Here is a 15,173-nt window from a genome sequence, read left to right on the forward strand (position 1 = left end):
CAGTCGCCGCGGAGCACCGGACTTGGTCGCCGCGTTCGACGAACGCAGCGACCATGGGTGCACCAGAATCAGTTTCCGCGGGCGTTGAAGCCGGCTGCCCGCAAGCCAAGACCCACGGCTGCGGAAGGTGAGAGTCGGCGGATGCGAAGAGTCGGCTGGCACCCGGCAGCAGCGACCCGGCCCGGCCAGGGTTGGTGTCCGTGAACGATCACCGGATGCGCCATCGGTGTCGTCCCGGGAACGCGCCGCCGGGCAGCGCCCCAACCCACGCATGCTGACCTCAGGGACGCGGGCCGTCGAGTGGTCGTCTGCGATGTCGTCGTCAGTCGTGTGCGGCCCGGCTGTCGCTCAGGGCTGTTGCGGAGCGATTATCGCGACCGTGGGTGACAGCCGCGCGCGTCTGGCTGTCGCTCAGGGCTGTTGGGCAGCGATTATCACGACCGTGGTGACAGCCGCGCGTCTGGCTGTCGCTCAGGGCTGCTGCGGAGCGATTATCACGACCATGGGTGACAGCTGAGTGGGTCTGGCTGTCACGCACGGCTGTTGGGGAGCGGTTTCCGTTGACCGTGGGTGACAGCCGCGTGCATCTGGCTGTCGCTCACGGCTGTTGGGGAGCGGTTTCGGCGACCGTGGATGACAGCTGAGCACGTCCGGCTTGTGCTTGTGGTCGCTGAGATCGCTCTCCGACGATCGAGAGCACAACCCGCCGCCCCGATCCGGCCACCCGGGAGGCGACAGGGCGGCGAGAGCCGAACGGCCGGACCCCGCCCAGAGCTGAGCCCGCCGGGAGCTGAGCCCACCGGGAGCTGAGCCCACCGGGAGCTGAGCCCACCGGGAGCTGAGCCCACCGGGAGCTGGGGCCGCCGGGAGCTCAGCCGCCGGAACCGCGGCGGCCGGATTTGTCGGGCCTGTGTGGGCGGTGTGTCAGATCCAGCGGCTTCCGAGCCACATCCGGACCGACCAGTCGTCGTACGGCATCAGGGTGCCTACGAAGATCGGGTAGAAGTAGGCGAAGCAGAGCGCCACCAGGACCACGAACGTGGTCAGTACGACTGTGCCGATGAGTTGGCGGTCGGAGCGGTGGGGGCCGGCCAGCAGGCCGCCGGGTGGGGTCATGATCGCGCCGAGGACGTAGACGACGGCCAGGATCAGGAAGGGCAGGGCGGGGAGGGCGTAGAACGAGAACATCGTGCGGCCGTCGGCTACTGCGAACCAGAACCAGGGCAGCAGGCCGGCGGTGACGCCGGTGAAGATGGCGTAGGCCCGCCAGTCGCGCCGGGCGACGCCGAGCCAGGCCAGGGCGGCCAGGGCCGGCAGGAACGACCACCACAGGATCGGCGTGCCCAGTAGCAGGATCTCGGCGGCGCAGCTGGAGGCGCCGCAGTCGCCGTTGCCGTTCCAGTAGAACGCCACCGGGCGGCCCAGCAGCAGCCACTGCCACGGCCACGACTGGTAGGTGTGTTTCTCGGTCAGGCCGCTGTGGAAGTTGTACGCCTCGGAGTGATAGTGCGCGAGGTTGAGCAGCGCGCCCAGGATCGGCGGCTCGCTCAGCCCGTTGGCCTCGCGGTAGTGCCGGAAGTAGCCGGTGTCGGTGACGAACCAGCCGGTCCAGGTGGCGAGGTAGATCAGGACGGTGAGTCCGAAGCTGAGCAGCAGCCAGCCCAGGTCGCCGAGGATGCCGGCGACGATCGGGCCGCGGACGCCGGCCGAGCGGCGTGCCTGGACCCGCCAGACGATCACCAGCACGGCGAAGAACGGCGCGAAGAAGAGGGCACTCCACTTGACGCCGCAGGCGAGTCCGAAACTGACCCCGGCGGCCAGCAGCCACCACGGCACGATCCGGGGGACGTGCGGTGTGGCCGTGGGGTCCCAGCCCTGTTCCAGGGCCCGCAGCAGGCCGCGCCGGTAGTGGTCGCGGTCGATCACCATGGCGGCGAAGGCCATCAGGATGAACAGGCCCAGGAAGATGTCGAGCAGCGACGTGCGGGAGAGCACCAGCTGGAAGCCGTCGAGCGTCATCAGCAGGCCCGCGACGCCGGCCAGCACGATCGAGTGGAACAGCCGGTAGGTGAGCCGGATCAGAACCAGGACCATCACGGTGCCGGCGAGCGCGGTGGAGAAGCGCCAGCCCAGCTCGGTGTTGCCGAACAGCTGCTCCCCGAAAGCGATGAGCCATTTGCCGAGCGGGGGGTGCACCACGTACGCCGGGCCGTTGTTCTTCTCGTCCCATTCCACGCCGTGCTGGAGCATGTCCCAGGCGTCGGTCGGGTAGTACACCTCGTCGAAGATGTAACCCTTCGGGGTGCGCAGCCCGGAGAACCGCAGGATCGCGGCGACCGCCACGATGATCGCGGTGACCAGCCAGGAGTACGGGTTGAAGCGCTGGTCCAGCGTCGACAGCCGACGTCGCACGATCTCGGGAACCGCGCGCACGCCGGTGGGCGAGCCCGCCTCGGCGGGGGGGTCCGGGGTGGTGAGGTCATTCTCAGCTGTGGCCGCCGTCGTCACTCCGCGATCGTAGGCCCCACGCCTGAGAACTGATGCCCGCCGTCGCCGCGTCCTGTCATGTGATGGACTTTTCGCCATGGCACGAGATGAAGACGGCAGCGGGCGGGTCGTGCTCGCGGGCGCGCCACTTGGCAACATCGGCGACGCCTCGGCACGGCTCCGCGAGGTCCTGGCCTCGGCCGATGTCATCGCCGCGGAGGACACCCGGCGGCTGAACCGGCTGGCCCGGGACCTCGGTGTCACGGTGCGCGGCCGGATCGTGTCCTACTTCGAGGGCAACGACGAACGGCGTACGCCCGAACTGGTCGAGGCGCTCGCCGCCGGCGCCGTGGTCGCGGTGGTCACGGACGGTGGCATGCCGAGCGTCTCCGACCCCGGGTACCGGCTGGTCCGGGCCGCGCTGGACGCCGGGTTCCCGGTGACGGCGGCGCCCGGGCCGAGCGCGGTCACCACCGCGCTGGCGCTTTCCGGGCTGCCCAGTGACAGGTTCGTCTTCGAGGGTTTCCTGCCGCGCACCGGCTCGGGTCGCCGGTCCCGGCTGCGCGAGCTCGCGGCCGAGCCGCGCACCCTCGTGTTCTTCGAGGCGCCGCACCGGATCGTGGGTGCGCTGGCCGATCTGGCGGCGACGTTCGGCGCGGACCGGCCGGGCGCGATCTGCCGGGAGCTGACGAAGACGTACGAGGAGATCCGTCGCGGCACCCTCGGTGAGCTGGCCGAGCAGGCCGCCACGAACGAGCCGCGCGGCGAGATCACCCTGGTGGTGGCGGGCGCGCCGGTCGTGCCGGCGACGGTCCCGGACGACGAGGAGCTGCGCGCGGCGGTGGCCGGGCGGGAGGGCGCCGGTCTTTCGCGGCGGGACGCGATCCAGGCGGTGGCCGACGAGTACGGGCTGAAGAAGCGGGACGTCTACAACATCGTCCACAGCTAGATCGTCCACAGCTAGTAGGCGGCCACCAGGAAGCAGAGCAGGAGCAGCACGGGCGCGGCGAAGCTGAGCAGCACGGCGCGGCGGCGCTTCATGTGCGACTCGAGCCGGTTGGCGCCGGTGGCCTGCGCGATGCCGTGACCGCAGATCAGCACGAGCAGGAAGCCGAGCACCCAGCGCAGGTGCACGATCGTGCCGGTCGGGCCGGCGTAGGCCTGGTCGCTGCCGGGGCTGACCATCCGGGCCGGTGTGACGGCGCCCGGCGTGCGGCCGTCGCCGGAGATGCCCAGCAGGGCCACGGGGGAGACCGTGCGGCCGTCGGCGCTGGTGAACCGGCCGACGCAGCGCTGGGTGAGTCCGTCGCCGCGGCAGTGCTCGGTGGTGGCGTACCCCTTGTCGCCGTGCCCGGTGGCGAGCCAGAACGGCTCGGCGCTGACCCACCCGAAGAACGCCGCCACCAGGCTCAGCGCGACGAGGGCGAGGAGGGGCGCCGCCGGGTTGCCGACCGGTGGGCGGCGCCGCGGCGTGGCCTGGTGCGTCACCGGCCGGGACGCCTCCGCCTCCGCCCGCTCGGCCGCCTCGGCCTTCGCCCGGTCGGCCTCGCTGAGCCAGAACGGCGAGTTCTCCATCCGTTCCAGGCGGGCCTCCACCGCGGGGGGCACCGGGACATCGGGGCGCGGGCGCTGGGTGTCCAGGACCACGGTGGGCCGGTTGCGGTCGGTGGGTGGCTGGTCCGCCACCCCTTCGAGTACGGCCGGAGCGGCGTCCCGCCCGTCCGGCTCGATGATCATGAGTTCGCCGGCGGTGGCGAGCCGTGAGCCCTCGGTCAGGTCGCGTGCCGCGGCCGCGCGGGCGTCCACCTGTGCCTCGGCCGGCGGCACCTGATCGTGGCGGCCTCGCCACCAGGCGGCCCCGGGGTCGGCGAGGGTCCAGGGATTGTCCTGGTCGCCCGGCGTTCCTCCGGGCTGCGGCGCGTCTCCGGTCACTGGATCATTGAACGCCCCGGTGCGCCGTGGATCGCGTCACACATGGGGTGTGTCGTGACAATTTGGGCGGGCGGCACGCCGCGTGGCAATCCGTTCGCGGCGCAGCGGAGGCAATCACTACGCTTTACCTCATGAGTCACGTTCTTGCCGCGGTCGCCTGGCCTTATGCCAACGGCCCGCGCCACATCGGTCATGTTTCCGGCTTCGGGGTGCCGTCCGACGTCTTCAGCCGGTACATGCGGATGGCCGGACACGACGTGCTCATGGTCTCCGGGACCGACGAGCACGGCACACCCATCCAGGTGCAGGCCGACGCCGACGGGGTGACCCCGCGCGAGCTCGCCGACCGGTACAACCGGGTGATCGTCGAGGACCTGCACGGCCTCGGGCTCTCCTACGACCTGTTCACCCGGACCACGACCCGCAACCACTACGCCGTGGTGCAGCAGCTGTTCGAGGGCCTGCACGCGAACGGCTACATCGTCGCGCGGACCACGCTCGGTGCGATCTCGCCGTCCACCGGCCGCACCCTGCCCGACCGCTACATCGAGGGCACCTGCCCGATCTGCGGTTACGAGGGCGCCCGCGGCGACCAGTGCGACAACTGCGGCAACCAGCTCGACCCGGAGCAGCTGATCAACCCGCGTTCCCGGATCAACGGCGAGACCCCGCAGTTCGTCGAGACCGAGCACTTCTTCCTGGACCTGCCGGCCTTCGCCGAGGCGATCGGCTCCTGGCTGGACCACCGGGAGAACTGGCGGCCCAACGGCCTCAAGTTCTCCCGCAACCTGCTCGACGACCTCCAGCCGCGGGCGATCACCCGGGACCTGGAGTGGGGCGTGCCGATCCCGCTCGACGGCTGGCGCGACCGCAACGACAAGCGGATCTACGTCTGGTTCGACGCGGTCATCGGTTACCTGTCGGCGTCGGTCGAGTGGGCCCGCCGCACCGGCGACCCGCAGGCCTGGCGCAAGTGGTGGTCCGCCGACGGTGAGGGCAAGGACGCCTCGGCCTACTACTTCATGGGCAAGGACAACATCGTCTTCCACTCGGTGATCTGGCCGGCGCTGCTGCTGGGCTACTCCGGCGAGGGTGACAAGGGCGGCCAGGCCGGCGAGTTCGGCAAGCTGAACCTGCCGACCGAGGTGGTGTCCAGCGAGTACCTGACGATGGAGGGCAAGAAGTTCTCCTCGTCGCGGCGGGTCGTCATCTACGTGCGCGACTTCCTGGAGCGCTACGACGCCGACGCCCTGCGGTACTTCATCGCGGCCGCCGGGCCGGAGTCCAACGACACCGACTTCACCTGGTCCGAGTTCGTCCGGCGCAACAACGACGAGCTGGTGGCCGGCTGGGGCAACCTGGTGAACCGGTCGATCTCGATGGCGGCGAAGAACTTCGGCGAGATCCCGGCCGCCGGCCCGCTCACGCCGGAGGACGAGGCCCTGCTGGCGGTGGCCCGCGAGGGTTTCGGCACGGTCGGCGAGCTGATCCGCAAGCACCGGCAGAAGGCGGCGATCGGCGAGGCGATGCGGGTGGTCGCCGAGGCCAACAAGTACCTGTCGGAGCAGGCGCCGTGGAAGCTCAAGTCCGAGGCGGACAAGCCGCGGCAGGCGACCGTCCTGCATGTCGCGCTCCAGGTGGTCAGCGACGCCAACACGCTGCTCACGCCGTTCCTGCCGCACTCCGCGCAGAAGGTGTTCGAGCTGCTCGGCGGCGTCGGCGTGCACGCGCCGATGCCGGAGATCGTGGAGGTCGACGATCTGGACGGCGGCCCGGCCTACCCGGTGCTGATGGGTGACTACACGGCCGGCGCCCGCTGGGAGTCCGTACCCCTCGTGGCGGGCACCCCGCTCGCGACGCCGAAGCCGGTGTTCAAGAAGCTGGAACCGTCCGTGGTGGACGAGGAGCTGGCCCGCCTGGGCGGGGAGTCCTGACGCCGCGACCGTAAATATCCGCCGATGCCCGCCGATGTCCATTCGTGACAGCGGCGGGCATCGTCGTCGATGGCGAAGATCGCAGCGAAACAGTGTTGATCGAAGTCCGCAAGATCAGATACGGTCACGTCCACCACGGGGGAACGTGTTCGTATCGTCGCTCCGGTCGCGTAGCGACGCGGAGCCCGCGATGACCCATGCCTTCCTTCGGTGGCCGATTCATCGAAGGAGCACCAGTGAAACGCACCCTCCTCACGGCCATCGTCAGCGGCGCGCTCGTCGCCGGCGGCGCTCTGCACGCGTCGCCCGCGCTCGCCGTCGACCCGGACACCAAGGCGCCGACCGGGTCCTTCCGGCTCGGCCCGACCTCGGTCTGGACCGGTCAGAAGATCACCTTCAGTCAGAGCGCCGGCGAGTACGCCGACGACCGGGACGCGGACGCCGCCATCACCCGGAAGATCAACTGGGGTGACGGCACCAGCACCACGCTCGCCGCGAGCGCCACCGGCTACGCCAAGAAGTACACCCGGGCCGGCCGGTTCACCGTCACCGAGACGCTCACCGACTCCAGCCGCAACAGCTGGACCACCCCGGGCCGGACGGTCACGGTGGCACTGCCGGCCGCGTACGGCGTCAGCAAGAAGACCGTCTACCAGGGTGAGCGGTTCTTCGTGAACATCACCAAGGTGCAGTCCGGCACCACGAAGATCGCCCTGGACTGGGGTGACGGCTACCAGGACACCCTCAAGGGCCAGAACCAGTCGCTGCCCGGCGTGATCCTGTACCGCAAGGGCACCAAGACGAAGATCAGCGGCAAGGTGCCGATGCGGATCGCCTTCGCCAACAAGAACGGCTCGACCGGCTGGCTGCCGCTCGCCACGCTGACCGTGGTCAAGGACAGCACCAAGCCGAAGCTGACGATCACGAAGCCGAAGAACGCCAACCGGATCAGCTCCTGGCGCACGGTCCGCGGCACGGTCGCCGACAAGCAGGCCGGCCCCGGCTTCGTGGGCGCCACCGTCGTCCGCATCACCACCTCTGGCAAGTACTACTGCCTCACCCCGAAGAAGAAGTGGAAGCGGTACACCACCGACGCGCAGTTCGGGAAGTACTGCGGCACCGCGAAGAACGCGGCGAAGGTGGCCAAGGGCAAGTGGACGCTGAAGGTGCCCGCCGGCATCACCAAGGGCAAGGTTGTCGTCGTCGCCTGGACCTACGACCGGGCCGGCAACTACACCGGCGCCGAACGCACCGCCAAGATCACTCGCAAGTAGACCGGGCTCCCGAAGGAAACGCCACTGTGAAACCACGTCTCTCGCGCCCGCTGCTCGCCGCCGTCGTCGGTGGCGCCGTCCTGGCGGGTGGCACCGTCCTCGCACCACCGGCCCAGGCGGCGCCGGTGGGCGGCGGAGCCGACAACGGCTACCGCACCACCGCGCCGGCCGAGGCGCCGGACGTCCCGGCGCAGGCCACCGGCACGGACCCGGCCCCGGCCGCCGCGGCCACCACGCCGCCCGCGGCCGCGGCGGTACCGCCGGTGACCGTGCCGGACACCGAGAAGCCGAAGGGCTCCTTCCGGCTCAGCGCGACCTCGCTCTGGATCGGACAGAAGGTCACACTCGGCCAGAACGCCAACGAGTACAGCGACAACGTCGACCCGGACGCGTACCTCACCCGGAAGATCAGCTGGGGTGACGGCACGACCACGACGCTCGCCGCCAACGCGACCTTCGCCACGAAGCAGTACGCCCGGACCGGCCGATTCACCGTCACCGAGACGATCACCGACCGGAGCGGCAACAGCTTCACCACCGCCGGCCGGGCGGTGACGCTGACGTCTCCGGGCAAGTTCTCGCTGAGCAGGTACACCGTCTACCAGGGCGCGCCGTTCACGGTGAACTTCGCGGGCATCCCGGCCGGGACCACGAAGATCCGGCTGGACTGGGGCGACGGCTGGCTCAGCGACCACGCCGCCTCGGAGAAGTCGGTGCGTGGGCTCATCCTGTACCGCAAGAACACCAGCAGCAAGATCAGCGGCAAGGTGACCCTGCGGGCCCAGCTGTTCAACAAGTACGGCCCGACCAGCTGGCTCAAGGTCGGCACCACGAACGTCCTGAAGGACAAGTGGAAGCCGAAGTTGACGATCACCAAGCCGAAGAACCCGAACCGGATCAGCTCCTGGAAGACCGTCCGGGGGACGATCAGCGACAAGGGCGCCGGCGTCCGCTTCGTGGGCGTCACCGTCGTGCGGGTCACCACCTCGGGCAAGTACTACTGCCTCACCCCGAAGAAGAAGTGGAAGCGCTACACCACCGAGGAGCAGCTCTTCAAGTACTGCGAGACCGGGAAGAACGCGGCGAAGGTGTCCAAGGGCAAGTGGTCCCTGAAGGTGCCCGCCGGCATCACCAAGGGCCGGATCGTGGTCCTGCCCTGGGCGTACGACCGTGCTGACAACTACGCCGACACGTACCGCGGGTTCAAGATCACTCGCAAGTGATCGCAGCGGGGGCCGGCTCCGGCCGGTCCCCGTCTCACAGCGAGTAGGCGATGTCCGCGATGTGGTGGTCGGCCAGCTCGTCCACCGGTGCCCACGCCTCGTAGACGCCGCGCTCGTAACAGCGGGCCCCGGTGGTGCCGATGCCGTCCACCTCGGGCCGGACCAGCCGCAGCCGGGCCCAGGTCTCGTCGCGCTGGAGCACCCAGGCCGCCACGCCGCGCCACATCGCCTGCTCGGCCCGGCGGCTCAGGGTCTGCACCGGGTACCGGGCCGCGCGGGTCAGCGCCCGCACCCGGAACTCGCCGGGCGGGTCGGCGACCGCCTCGTACTCCTTGTCGTCGATCCGCCCCACCAGCCGCGCCGACCCGGCCGCGGTGCACGGCACGTACTCCCGGTCGGGGCTGGCGCCGGGGATCTCGCCGAGCAGGTTCCGCCAGCGCGGGCCGGCCAGGCGCAGCCACCCGTGCTGCTCCGGCTGGTACGTGTACAGCACCACCTCGTCGCCGCCCGGCACGTACGCCAGCAGCTGGGCGTTCGCCGGCATCGGCAGATCGGCGAAACCGGCCGTCACGTACTCCGGGATGAGATCGTCGGTGCTCGGCGAGAAACCGGTGCCGAGAACCATCGCGCCGACCCGGGAGTGCGCCGGCAGCGCGGCCAGGCCGGGCTGCGCGGGACTCGCCGGCACCTCGTAGTCGATCGGGTCGACGGCGCGCCAGCGCAGCGCGAACGTGACGGACGAGTCGCCGGCGCCGTCGGTGCGGAGCAGCGCCAGCTGGTCCGGCTCGCGCAGATGCGCGAGATCACAGGCGCGGTAGCAGAACCCGTAGGGCAGCCAGCCGCCGAGATGGCCGGCCACCTGCGCCGCGGAGAGCACCTTGATCATCCGAGTGCCCCGCCGGATCGCCGCCGTGGCCCGGATCCGGCGCAGGCCGGCATCCTCGCGGTACGACACCGACTGGCTCATCGACTGAACCTGCTGCCAGCTGAGATCCCGGCGCAGCGGTGCCATCAGGGGTGGGTCGAGCGGGTCGGCGCCCAGCTCGCTGTCCTCACCGATCACGGTCACGCGGCGCAACCTAAGTGACTACGGTGGATAACCGGTGAACGCGCGGTTACCGAAAAAAGCGCCGTGCACAATGTCTCACATGTCTTCACCCTCCGAGTCCCGCCGGGCCAAGGCGGCCCGCCGCGCCGGCGAGTTCCCGCCCGCACCCGAGCCGCTCGCCGTCCCGGTCTTCGACAGTCACACCCACCTCGACCTGACCGTCCAGGAGGCCGGCGTGCCCGGCGACGGCGATGGCGACCCGGTCGAGGCGCTGATCGCCGCGGCCGCGAAGAGCGGTGTGGACCGGCTCGTGCAGGTGGGCGTGGACGTGGCGTCGTCCCGGTGGGGCGCCGACGCCGCCGACCGGCACCCGGCCCTGCTGGCCGCGGTGGCGCTGCACCCGAACGAGGCGCCCCGGCTGTCCGATCTGGACGAGGCGCTGCGGGAGATCGAGGCGCTCGCGGCCCGGCCCCGGGTGCGGGGGATCGGCGAGACCGGGATGGACACGTTCCGCACCGGCGACGAGGGCCGTGCGGCGCAGGAGGCGAGCTTCCGGGCGCACATCGCGATCGCGAAGCGGTACGGCAAGGCGCTGATCATCCACGACCGGGACGCCCATGACGACGTGCTGCGGATCCTGGACTCGGAGGGCGCACCGGACACCGTGGTGATGCACTGCTTCTCCGGTGACGCCGCGTTCGCCGCCGAGTGCGTGCGCCGCGGGTTCCACCTGAGCTTCGCCGGCACTGTCACGTTCGCGAGCGCGGGCAACCTGCGCGAGGCGGCCGCGATCACCCCGCCGGAGCAGATGATGGTGGAGACCGACGCGCCCTATCTGACGCCCGTGCCGTACCGGGGGCGGCCGAACGCGTCGTACCTGATCCCGATCACGGTGCGGGCCCTGGCCGGGGCGCGCGGCGTCGACCTGGACGAGCTCTGCGGCACCATCTCGGCGACCGGGGAGCGGGTCTTCGGTCCGTGGTGAGCGGGCCGCTCTAGGCTCATGCCCATGGCTGACACACTTCTCGGCCCGGCGGAGATCCGGGAACTCGCCGCACGCCTCGGCGTCGCGCCGACCAAGAAGCTCGGCCAGAACTTCCTGCACGACCCCAACACCATCCGGCGGATCGTCGCGGCGGCCGGCCTGCGCCCCGACGACGTGGCCCTCGAGGTCGGTCCCGGCCTGGGCTCGCTGACGCTGGGCCTGGTCGGCGCGGTCCGGCACGTGCACGCCGTGGAGATCGACCCGACGCTCGCCGCGGCGCTGCCGGAGACGGTGGCCGCCGCGCACCTCACCGTGCACCCGGCCGACGCGCTGCGGGTCACCGGCGACCGGTTCGACCCGGCGCCGACCATGCTGGTGGCGAACCTGCCCTACAACGTCGCGGTGCCGGTGGTGCTGCACCTGCTCGCCGAGCTGCCCACCCTGCGCGGGGGCCTGGTCATGGTGCAGAAGGAGGTCGCCGACCGGCTCGTCGCCGGTCCCGGCTCGAAGGTGTACGGCGTGCCGTCGGTCAAGCTGGCCTGGTACGCCGAGGCCAAGTCCGCCGGCAAGGTGCCGCCCGCGGTGTTCTGGCCGGTGCCCAACGTGGATTCCGGCCTGGTCGCCTTCACCCGGCGCGAGCCGCCGGCCGGTGCCTCCCGCACGGATGTCTTCGCGGTCGTCGACGCGGCCTTCGCCCAGCGCCGCAAGACGCTGCGCGCCGCCCTGGCCGGCTGGGCCGGCGGTCCGGACCGCGCCGAGCAGGTGCTGCGCGCGGCCGGGGTGAGCCCGCAGGCCCGGGGGGAGTCGCTCACGGTGGGCGAGTTCGCCGCGATCGCAGCGGCGGCCACACTGTCGGGGTCCGGCGGTAAGCTCAGCCCGTCGACCGGCGCGCAGCCTGAGGAGGTGGACTCGTGACCGCTGAACCAGTCGGTGACGTGGTCTGGCACGAGGACCTCGGCAAACAGAAGCGTGCTGGTTACACCGTCGAAGACGTTCTCAACCTGCCTGCGGGCGCCCCCCGCGTCGAGCTTTCCGATGGAGTCCTCAGAGTGGTCCCATCACCGACCGGTGGTCATCAGAAGATCAACTGGAGGCTGGTGGGCTGGCTCGACCGGCATTCACCGAAAGGCTTCGAGCCGCAGATGGCGGTGGGCGTCGTCATCGACTTCGACTCCACCCTCGAACCGGATGCCCTGATCCTGCACAGCCCCGTCGACCTGGGTCACCACTTCTTCCAGCCGGAGCAGGTGGTGGTCGCCATCGAGATCGTGTCGCCCGGCACCAGGAGACGTGACCGTCTGGAGAAGCCCGGTCTCTATGCTGCCGCCGGTGTTCCGCATTACTGGCGAATCGAGCAGGATCCCATGCACATCTTCGCCTACGACCTGGTGAAGGGGAAATACGACTTGGTCGCCGACTCGAGTGAGGAACTGGTGTTGAGCGCGCCGTTCGAGATCCGGCTGCCGATCCGGGACATCGCTCCGTGACCGAGGCCTGGGGCCCGGACGACGAGGGCCCGCGTCCGCACGCCGGCCCGGTCCGGGTGCGGGTGCCCGCGAAAATCAACCTGCACCTCGGCGTGGGCCCGCTGCGGCCCGACGGCTACCACGAGCTGAACACCGTCTACCACGCGATCAGCCTCTTCGACGAGCTCACCGCGCGGCGCGGGGACACCCTGACGCTGACCATGGAGGGCGTCGGGGCGGGGGAGTTGGCGCTCGACGAGAGCAACCTGATCATCCGGGCCGCGCGGGCGCTCGCCGCCCGGGCCCGGGTGCCCGCCTTCGCCCGGCTGCACCTGCGCAAATCCATCCCGCTCGCCGGCGGGCTGGCCGGCGGCAGCGCCGACGCGGCCGCCACGCTCATCGCCTGCGACATGCTCTGGGGTCTCGGCATGTCCCGTGACCAGCTGGCCGAGGTCGGCGCCCAGCTCGGCTCGGATGTGCCGTTCCTGCTGCACGGCGGGACCGCGCTCGGCACCGGCCACGGCGAGGCGGTCAGCCCGATCCTGGCCCGGCCGACCATCTGGCACTGGGTGGTGGCGATCGCCGACGGCGGCCTCTCCACCCCGGCCGTCTACCGCGAGCTCGACACCCTGCGGGACACCTCCTGGCCGCCGGCGCCGCTCGGCGGCCCCGACCAGCTGATGGCCGCGCTGCGCCAGCGCGATCCCGAGGTGCTCGGCGCCGCGCTCGGCAACGACCTGCAGCCGGCCGCGCTGTCGCTGCGCCCGCAGCTCGCCGACGTGCTGAAAGCCGGTCACGACGCGGGCGCGATCACCGGCATCGTCTCCGGTTCCGGACCGACATGTGTCTTCCTCGCCGCCGACGCCGGGCACGCGCACCGGATCGCGGCCGATCTGAACGCCGCGGGCGTCTGCCAGGAGGCGGTCACCGCGCGCGGGCCACAGCCCGGCGCGCGGGTAACCTAGACGCATCGTGGCCAACATCATCAACCTGGACCGGGTCAACAAGGGTTACGGCGCCGCCGGTCAGCTGCTCACCGACGTCTCGATCGGCCTGGACGACGATGCCCGCCTCGGCATCGTCGGCCTCAACGGAGCCGGCAAGTCCACCTTGCTGCGCCTCCTCGCCAAGATCGAGGAACCGGATTCCGGCCGGGTCACCCACCGGCGTGACCTCCGGGTCGCGAGCCTGCCGCAGAACCTCGCACTGGCCGCCGATGCGACCGTGCGCGACGTCGTGCTGGGCACCGCCTGGCTCGCCGAAGGCATGGGCGCCGAGCACGAGTGGGCCGGCGACGCCGGTGTCCGCACGATCCTCGACGGCCTCGGCATGGGCCACCTCGGCCTGGAGACGCCGGTCGGGCCGATGTCCGGTGGCGAACGCCGCCGGGTCGCCCTCGCCGCGCTCCTGGTCCGCGAGAGCGACCTGCTGATCCTCGACGAGCCGACCAACCACCTCGACGTGGCAGGCGTCGACTGGCTCGCCAAATACCTGCTCACCCGCAAGGGCGCGCTGGTCGTGGTCACCCACGACCGCTGGTTCCTGGACGCGGTCTGCACCATGACCTGGGAGGTCGTGGACGAGCAGGTGTTCGCCTACGAGGGCGGTTACGCCGCCTGGACACTCGCCCGTGCCGAACGGCTGCGGGTCGCCGCCGCCATCGAGTCCCGCCGGCAGAACCTGCTGCGCAAGGAGATCGCGTGGCTGCGCCGGGGCCCGCCGGCCCGCACGTCGAAGCCGAAATTCCGGATCGACGCGGCGAACGAGCTGATCGCCGACGTCCCGCCGGCCCGCGACACGGTGAGCCTTCAGCGTCTGGCCACCACCCGGCTCGGCAAGCAGGTCTACGACCTGGAGGGCGTGGAGCTCAACGCCGGCCCCAAGCCGATCTTCAAGAACCTCACGTTCCAGGTCGGGCCGGGCGACCGGCTCGCCATCCTCGGTGCCAACGGCGCCGGCAAGACGACCCTGCTGCGGTTGCTGGCAGGCGTCACCAAGCCGGACGGCGGCCGCCTGGTCACCGGTTCGACGGTGCGGCCCGCGTTCCTCTCCCAGGAGCTCAAGGAGCTGCCCGGGCACCTGCGCCTGCTGGAGGCCGTGGAGGAGGTCGCCAAACGGGTCAAGCTGGGCGACCGGGAACTCTCCGCCGGTCAGCTCGCCGAGGTGTTCGGGTTCACCGACAAGCGGATCTGGACGCCGGTCAGCGACCTCTCCGGCGGTGAGCGCCGGCGGTTGCAGCTGCTGCGCCTGCTCGCCACCGAGCCCAACGTGCTGCTGCTCGACGAGCCCACCAACGACCTGGACACCGACACCTTGGCCGCGCTCGAGGACCTGCTCGACTCCTGGCCGGGCACGATGGTGGTGGCCAGCCACGACCGTTACCTGGTGGAGCGGGTCACCGACACGGCGTACGGCATGTTCGGCGACGGGCGCCTCGTGCACCTTCCGGGCGGCATCGACGAATACCTCGATCGGGTGTCGTCGGGCGGTGCTCAGGGCGTACCCGGCAATCAGGCTCCGCAGGCCGCGGCCGCGCCGGGTCTCTCCCAGGGTGAGTTGCGGCAGGCCCGCAAGGATCTTGCCCGGCTGGAGCGGCAGATGGACAAGCTCGCCGAGAAGGAATCGAAGATCAACGAGAAGCTGGCCGAGCACGGCAGCGACTACGACAAGATCGTCGAGTTCGAGGCGCAGCTGAAGGCGGTGCGCGAGGAGAAGGAGCAGGCCGAGATGGAGTGGTTGGAGCTCGCGGAGCAGGTGGGGAGTAACTGAGACTTCTTCGCGACCTACCCGGAGTGGCAGGTGCCCGAGTTGAGGTACTTTGCTA

Annotated in this window: 12 protein-coding genes; 9 read left to right on the forward strand and 3 right to left on the reverse strand. The window is 70.8% G+C overall.

What is annotated here, in order from left to right; all coding sequences use genetic code 11:
* Positions 1 to 924 precede the first annotated feature (924 nt).
* Complete coding sequence (locus LPA41_RS02950; RefSeq protein WP_229068012.1) at positions 925 to 2,508, reverse strand: dolichyl-phosphate-mannose--protein mannosyltransferase; 1,584 nt, start codon at positions 2,506 to 2,508, stop codon at positions 925 to 927.
* Positions 2,509 to 2,584: 76 nt separating this feature from the next.
* Between LPA41_RS02950 and rsmI the strand changes: the two genes are divergently transcribed.
* A complete protein-coding gene (gene rsmI / locus LPA41_RS02955) occupies positions 2,585 to 3,436 on the forward strand; it encodes a 16S rRNA (cytidine(1402)-2'-O)-methyltransferase (protein ID WP_229068013.1) in 852 nt (283 codons plus the stop codon).
* An 11-nt stretch (positions 3,437 to 3,447) separates the two neighbouring features.
* On the opposite strand, the gene LPA41_RS02960 is transcribed toward rsmI, so the two are convergent.
* Positions 3,448 to 4,419, reverse strand: a complete 972-nt coding sequence (locus LPA41_RS02960) for a hypothetical protein (protein WP_229068014.1) — start codon at positions 4,417 to 4,419, stop codon at positions 3,448 to 3,450.
* 131 nt (positions 4,420 to 4,550) lie between these two features.
* Between LPA41_RS02960 and metG the strand changes: the two genes are divergently transcribed.
* The 3 genes from metG (at position 4,551) to LPA41_RS02975 (ending at position 8,850) form a co-directional block, all read left to right on the forward strand.
* Positions 4,551 to 6,353 (forward strand): methionine--tRNA ligase, encoded by a 1,803-nt coding sequence (metG, locus tag LPA41_RS02965; RefSeq protein ID WP_229068015.1) that lies wholly within the window; start codon positions 4,551 to 4,553, stop codon positions 6,351 to 6,353.
* 236 nt (positions 6,354 to 6,589) lie between these two features.
* Positions 6,590 to 7,627 (forward strand): hypothetical protein, encoded by a 1,038-nt coding sequence (locus LPA41_RS02970; protein WP_229068016.1) that lies wholly within the window; start codon positions 6,590 to 6,592, stop codon positions 7,625 to 7,627.
* Positions 7,628 to 7,653: 26 nt separating this feature from the next.
* Positions 7,654 to 8,850 carry a hypothetical protein gene (locus LPA41_RS02975; RefSeq protein WP_229068017.1) on the forward strand — a complete coding sequence of 399 codons (1,197 nt, stop codon included), beginning with the start codon at positions 7,654 to 7,656 and terminating at the stop codon, positions 8,848 to 8,850.
* A gap of 34 nt (positions 8,851 to 8,884) precedes the next feature.
* On the opposite strand, the gene LPA41_RS02980 is transcribed toward LPA41_RS02975, so the two are convergent.
* A complete protein-coding gene (locus tag LPA41_RS02980; protein WP_229068018.1) occupies positions 8,885 to 9,919 on the reverse strand; it encodes a hypothetical protein in 1,035 nt (344 codons plus the stop codon).
* 79 nt (positions 9,920 to 9,998) lie between these two features.
* Between LPA41_RS02980 and LPA41_RS02985 the strand changes: the two genes are divergently transcribed.
* Genes LPA41_RS02985 through LPA41_RS03005 form a run of 5 tightly spaced genes read left to right on the forward strand, consistent with a single transcriptional unit; the run spans position 9,999 to position 15,118 of the window.
* Positions 9,999 to 10,883 (forward strand): TatD family hydrolase, encoded by an 885-nt coding sequence (locus LPA41_RS02985; RefSeq protein ID WP_374238097.1) that lies wholly within the window; start codon positions 9,999 to 10,001, stop codon positions 10,881 to 10,883.
* A gap of 24 nt (positions 10,884 to 10,907) precedes the next feature.
* Complete coding sequence (gene rsmA / locus LPA41_RS02990) at positions 10,908 to 11,798, forward strand: 16S rRNA (adenine(1518)-N(6)/adenine(1519)-N(6))-dimethyltransferase RsmA (protein WP_229068020.1); 891 nt, start codon at positions 10,908 to 10,910, stop codon at positions 11,796 to 11,798.
* Positions 11,795 to 12,370 carry a Uma2 family endonuclease gene (locus LPA41_RS02995; RefSeq protein WP_229068021.1) on the forward strand — a complete coding sequence of 192 codons (576 nt, stop codon included), beginning with the start codon at positions 11,795 to 11,797 and terminating at the stop codon, positions 12,368 to 12,370. The genes rsmA and LPA41_RS02995 overlap by 4 nt, the downstream gene beginning before the upstream one ends.
* Positions 12,367 to 13,314: a 4-(cytidine 5'-diphospho)-2-C-methyl-D-erythritol kinase gene (locus tag LPA41_RS03000; protein WP_229068022.1), complete on the forward strand. Its 948-nt coding sequence runs from the start codon at positions 12,367 to 12,369 to the stop codon at positions 13,312 to 13,314. The genes LPA41_RS02995 and LPA41_RS03000 overlap by 4 nt, the downstream gene beginning before the upstream one ends.
* A 7-nt stretch (positions 13,315 to 13,321) precedes the next feature.
* The gene (locus LPA41_RS03005) at positions 13,322 to 15,118 is read left to right on the forward strand and encodes an ABC-F family ATP-binding cassette domain-containing protein (protein ID WP_229068023.1); all 1,797 of its coding nucleotides are present in this window, start codon (positions 13,322 to 13,324) and stop codon (positions 15,116 to 15,118) included.
* The last annotated feature ends 55 nt before the right edge of the window (positions 15,119 to 15,173 follow it).

It is taken from the genome of Actinoplanes sp. DH11 (assembly GCF_020873875.1).
GTDB lineage: Bacteria > Actinomycetota > Actinomycetes > Mycobacteriales > Micromonosporaceae > Actinoplanes.

Coding starts and splice junctions, on each gene's coding strand:
- LPA41_RS02985 (WP_374238097.1), top strand. CDS start 9,999: ATGTCTTCACCCTCCGAGTCCCGCCGGGCCAAGGCGGCCCGCCGCGCC.
- rsmA (WP_229068020.1), top strand. CDS start 10,908: ATGGCTGACACACTTCTCGGCCCGGCGGAGATCCGGGAACTCGCCGCA.
- metG (WP_229068015.1), top strand. CDS start 4,551: ATGAGTCACGTTCTTGCCGCGGTCGCCTGGCCTTATGCCAACGGCCCG.
- rsmI (WP_229068013.1), top strand. CDS start 2,585: ATGGCACGAGATGAAGACGGCAGCGGGCGGGTCGTGCTCGCGGGCGCG.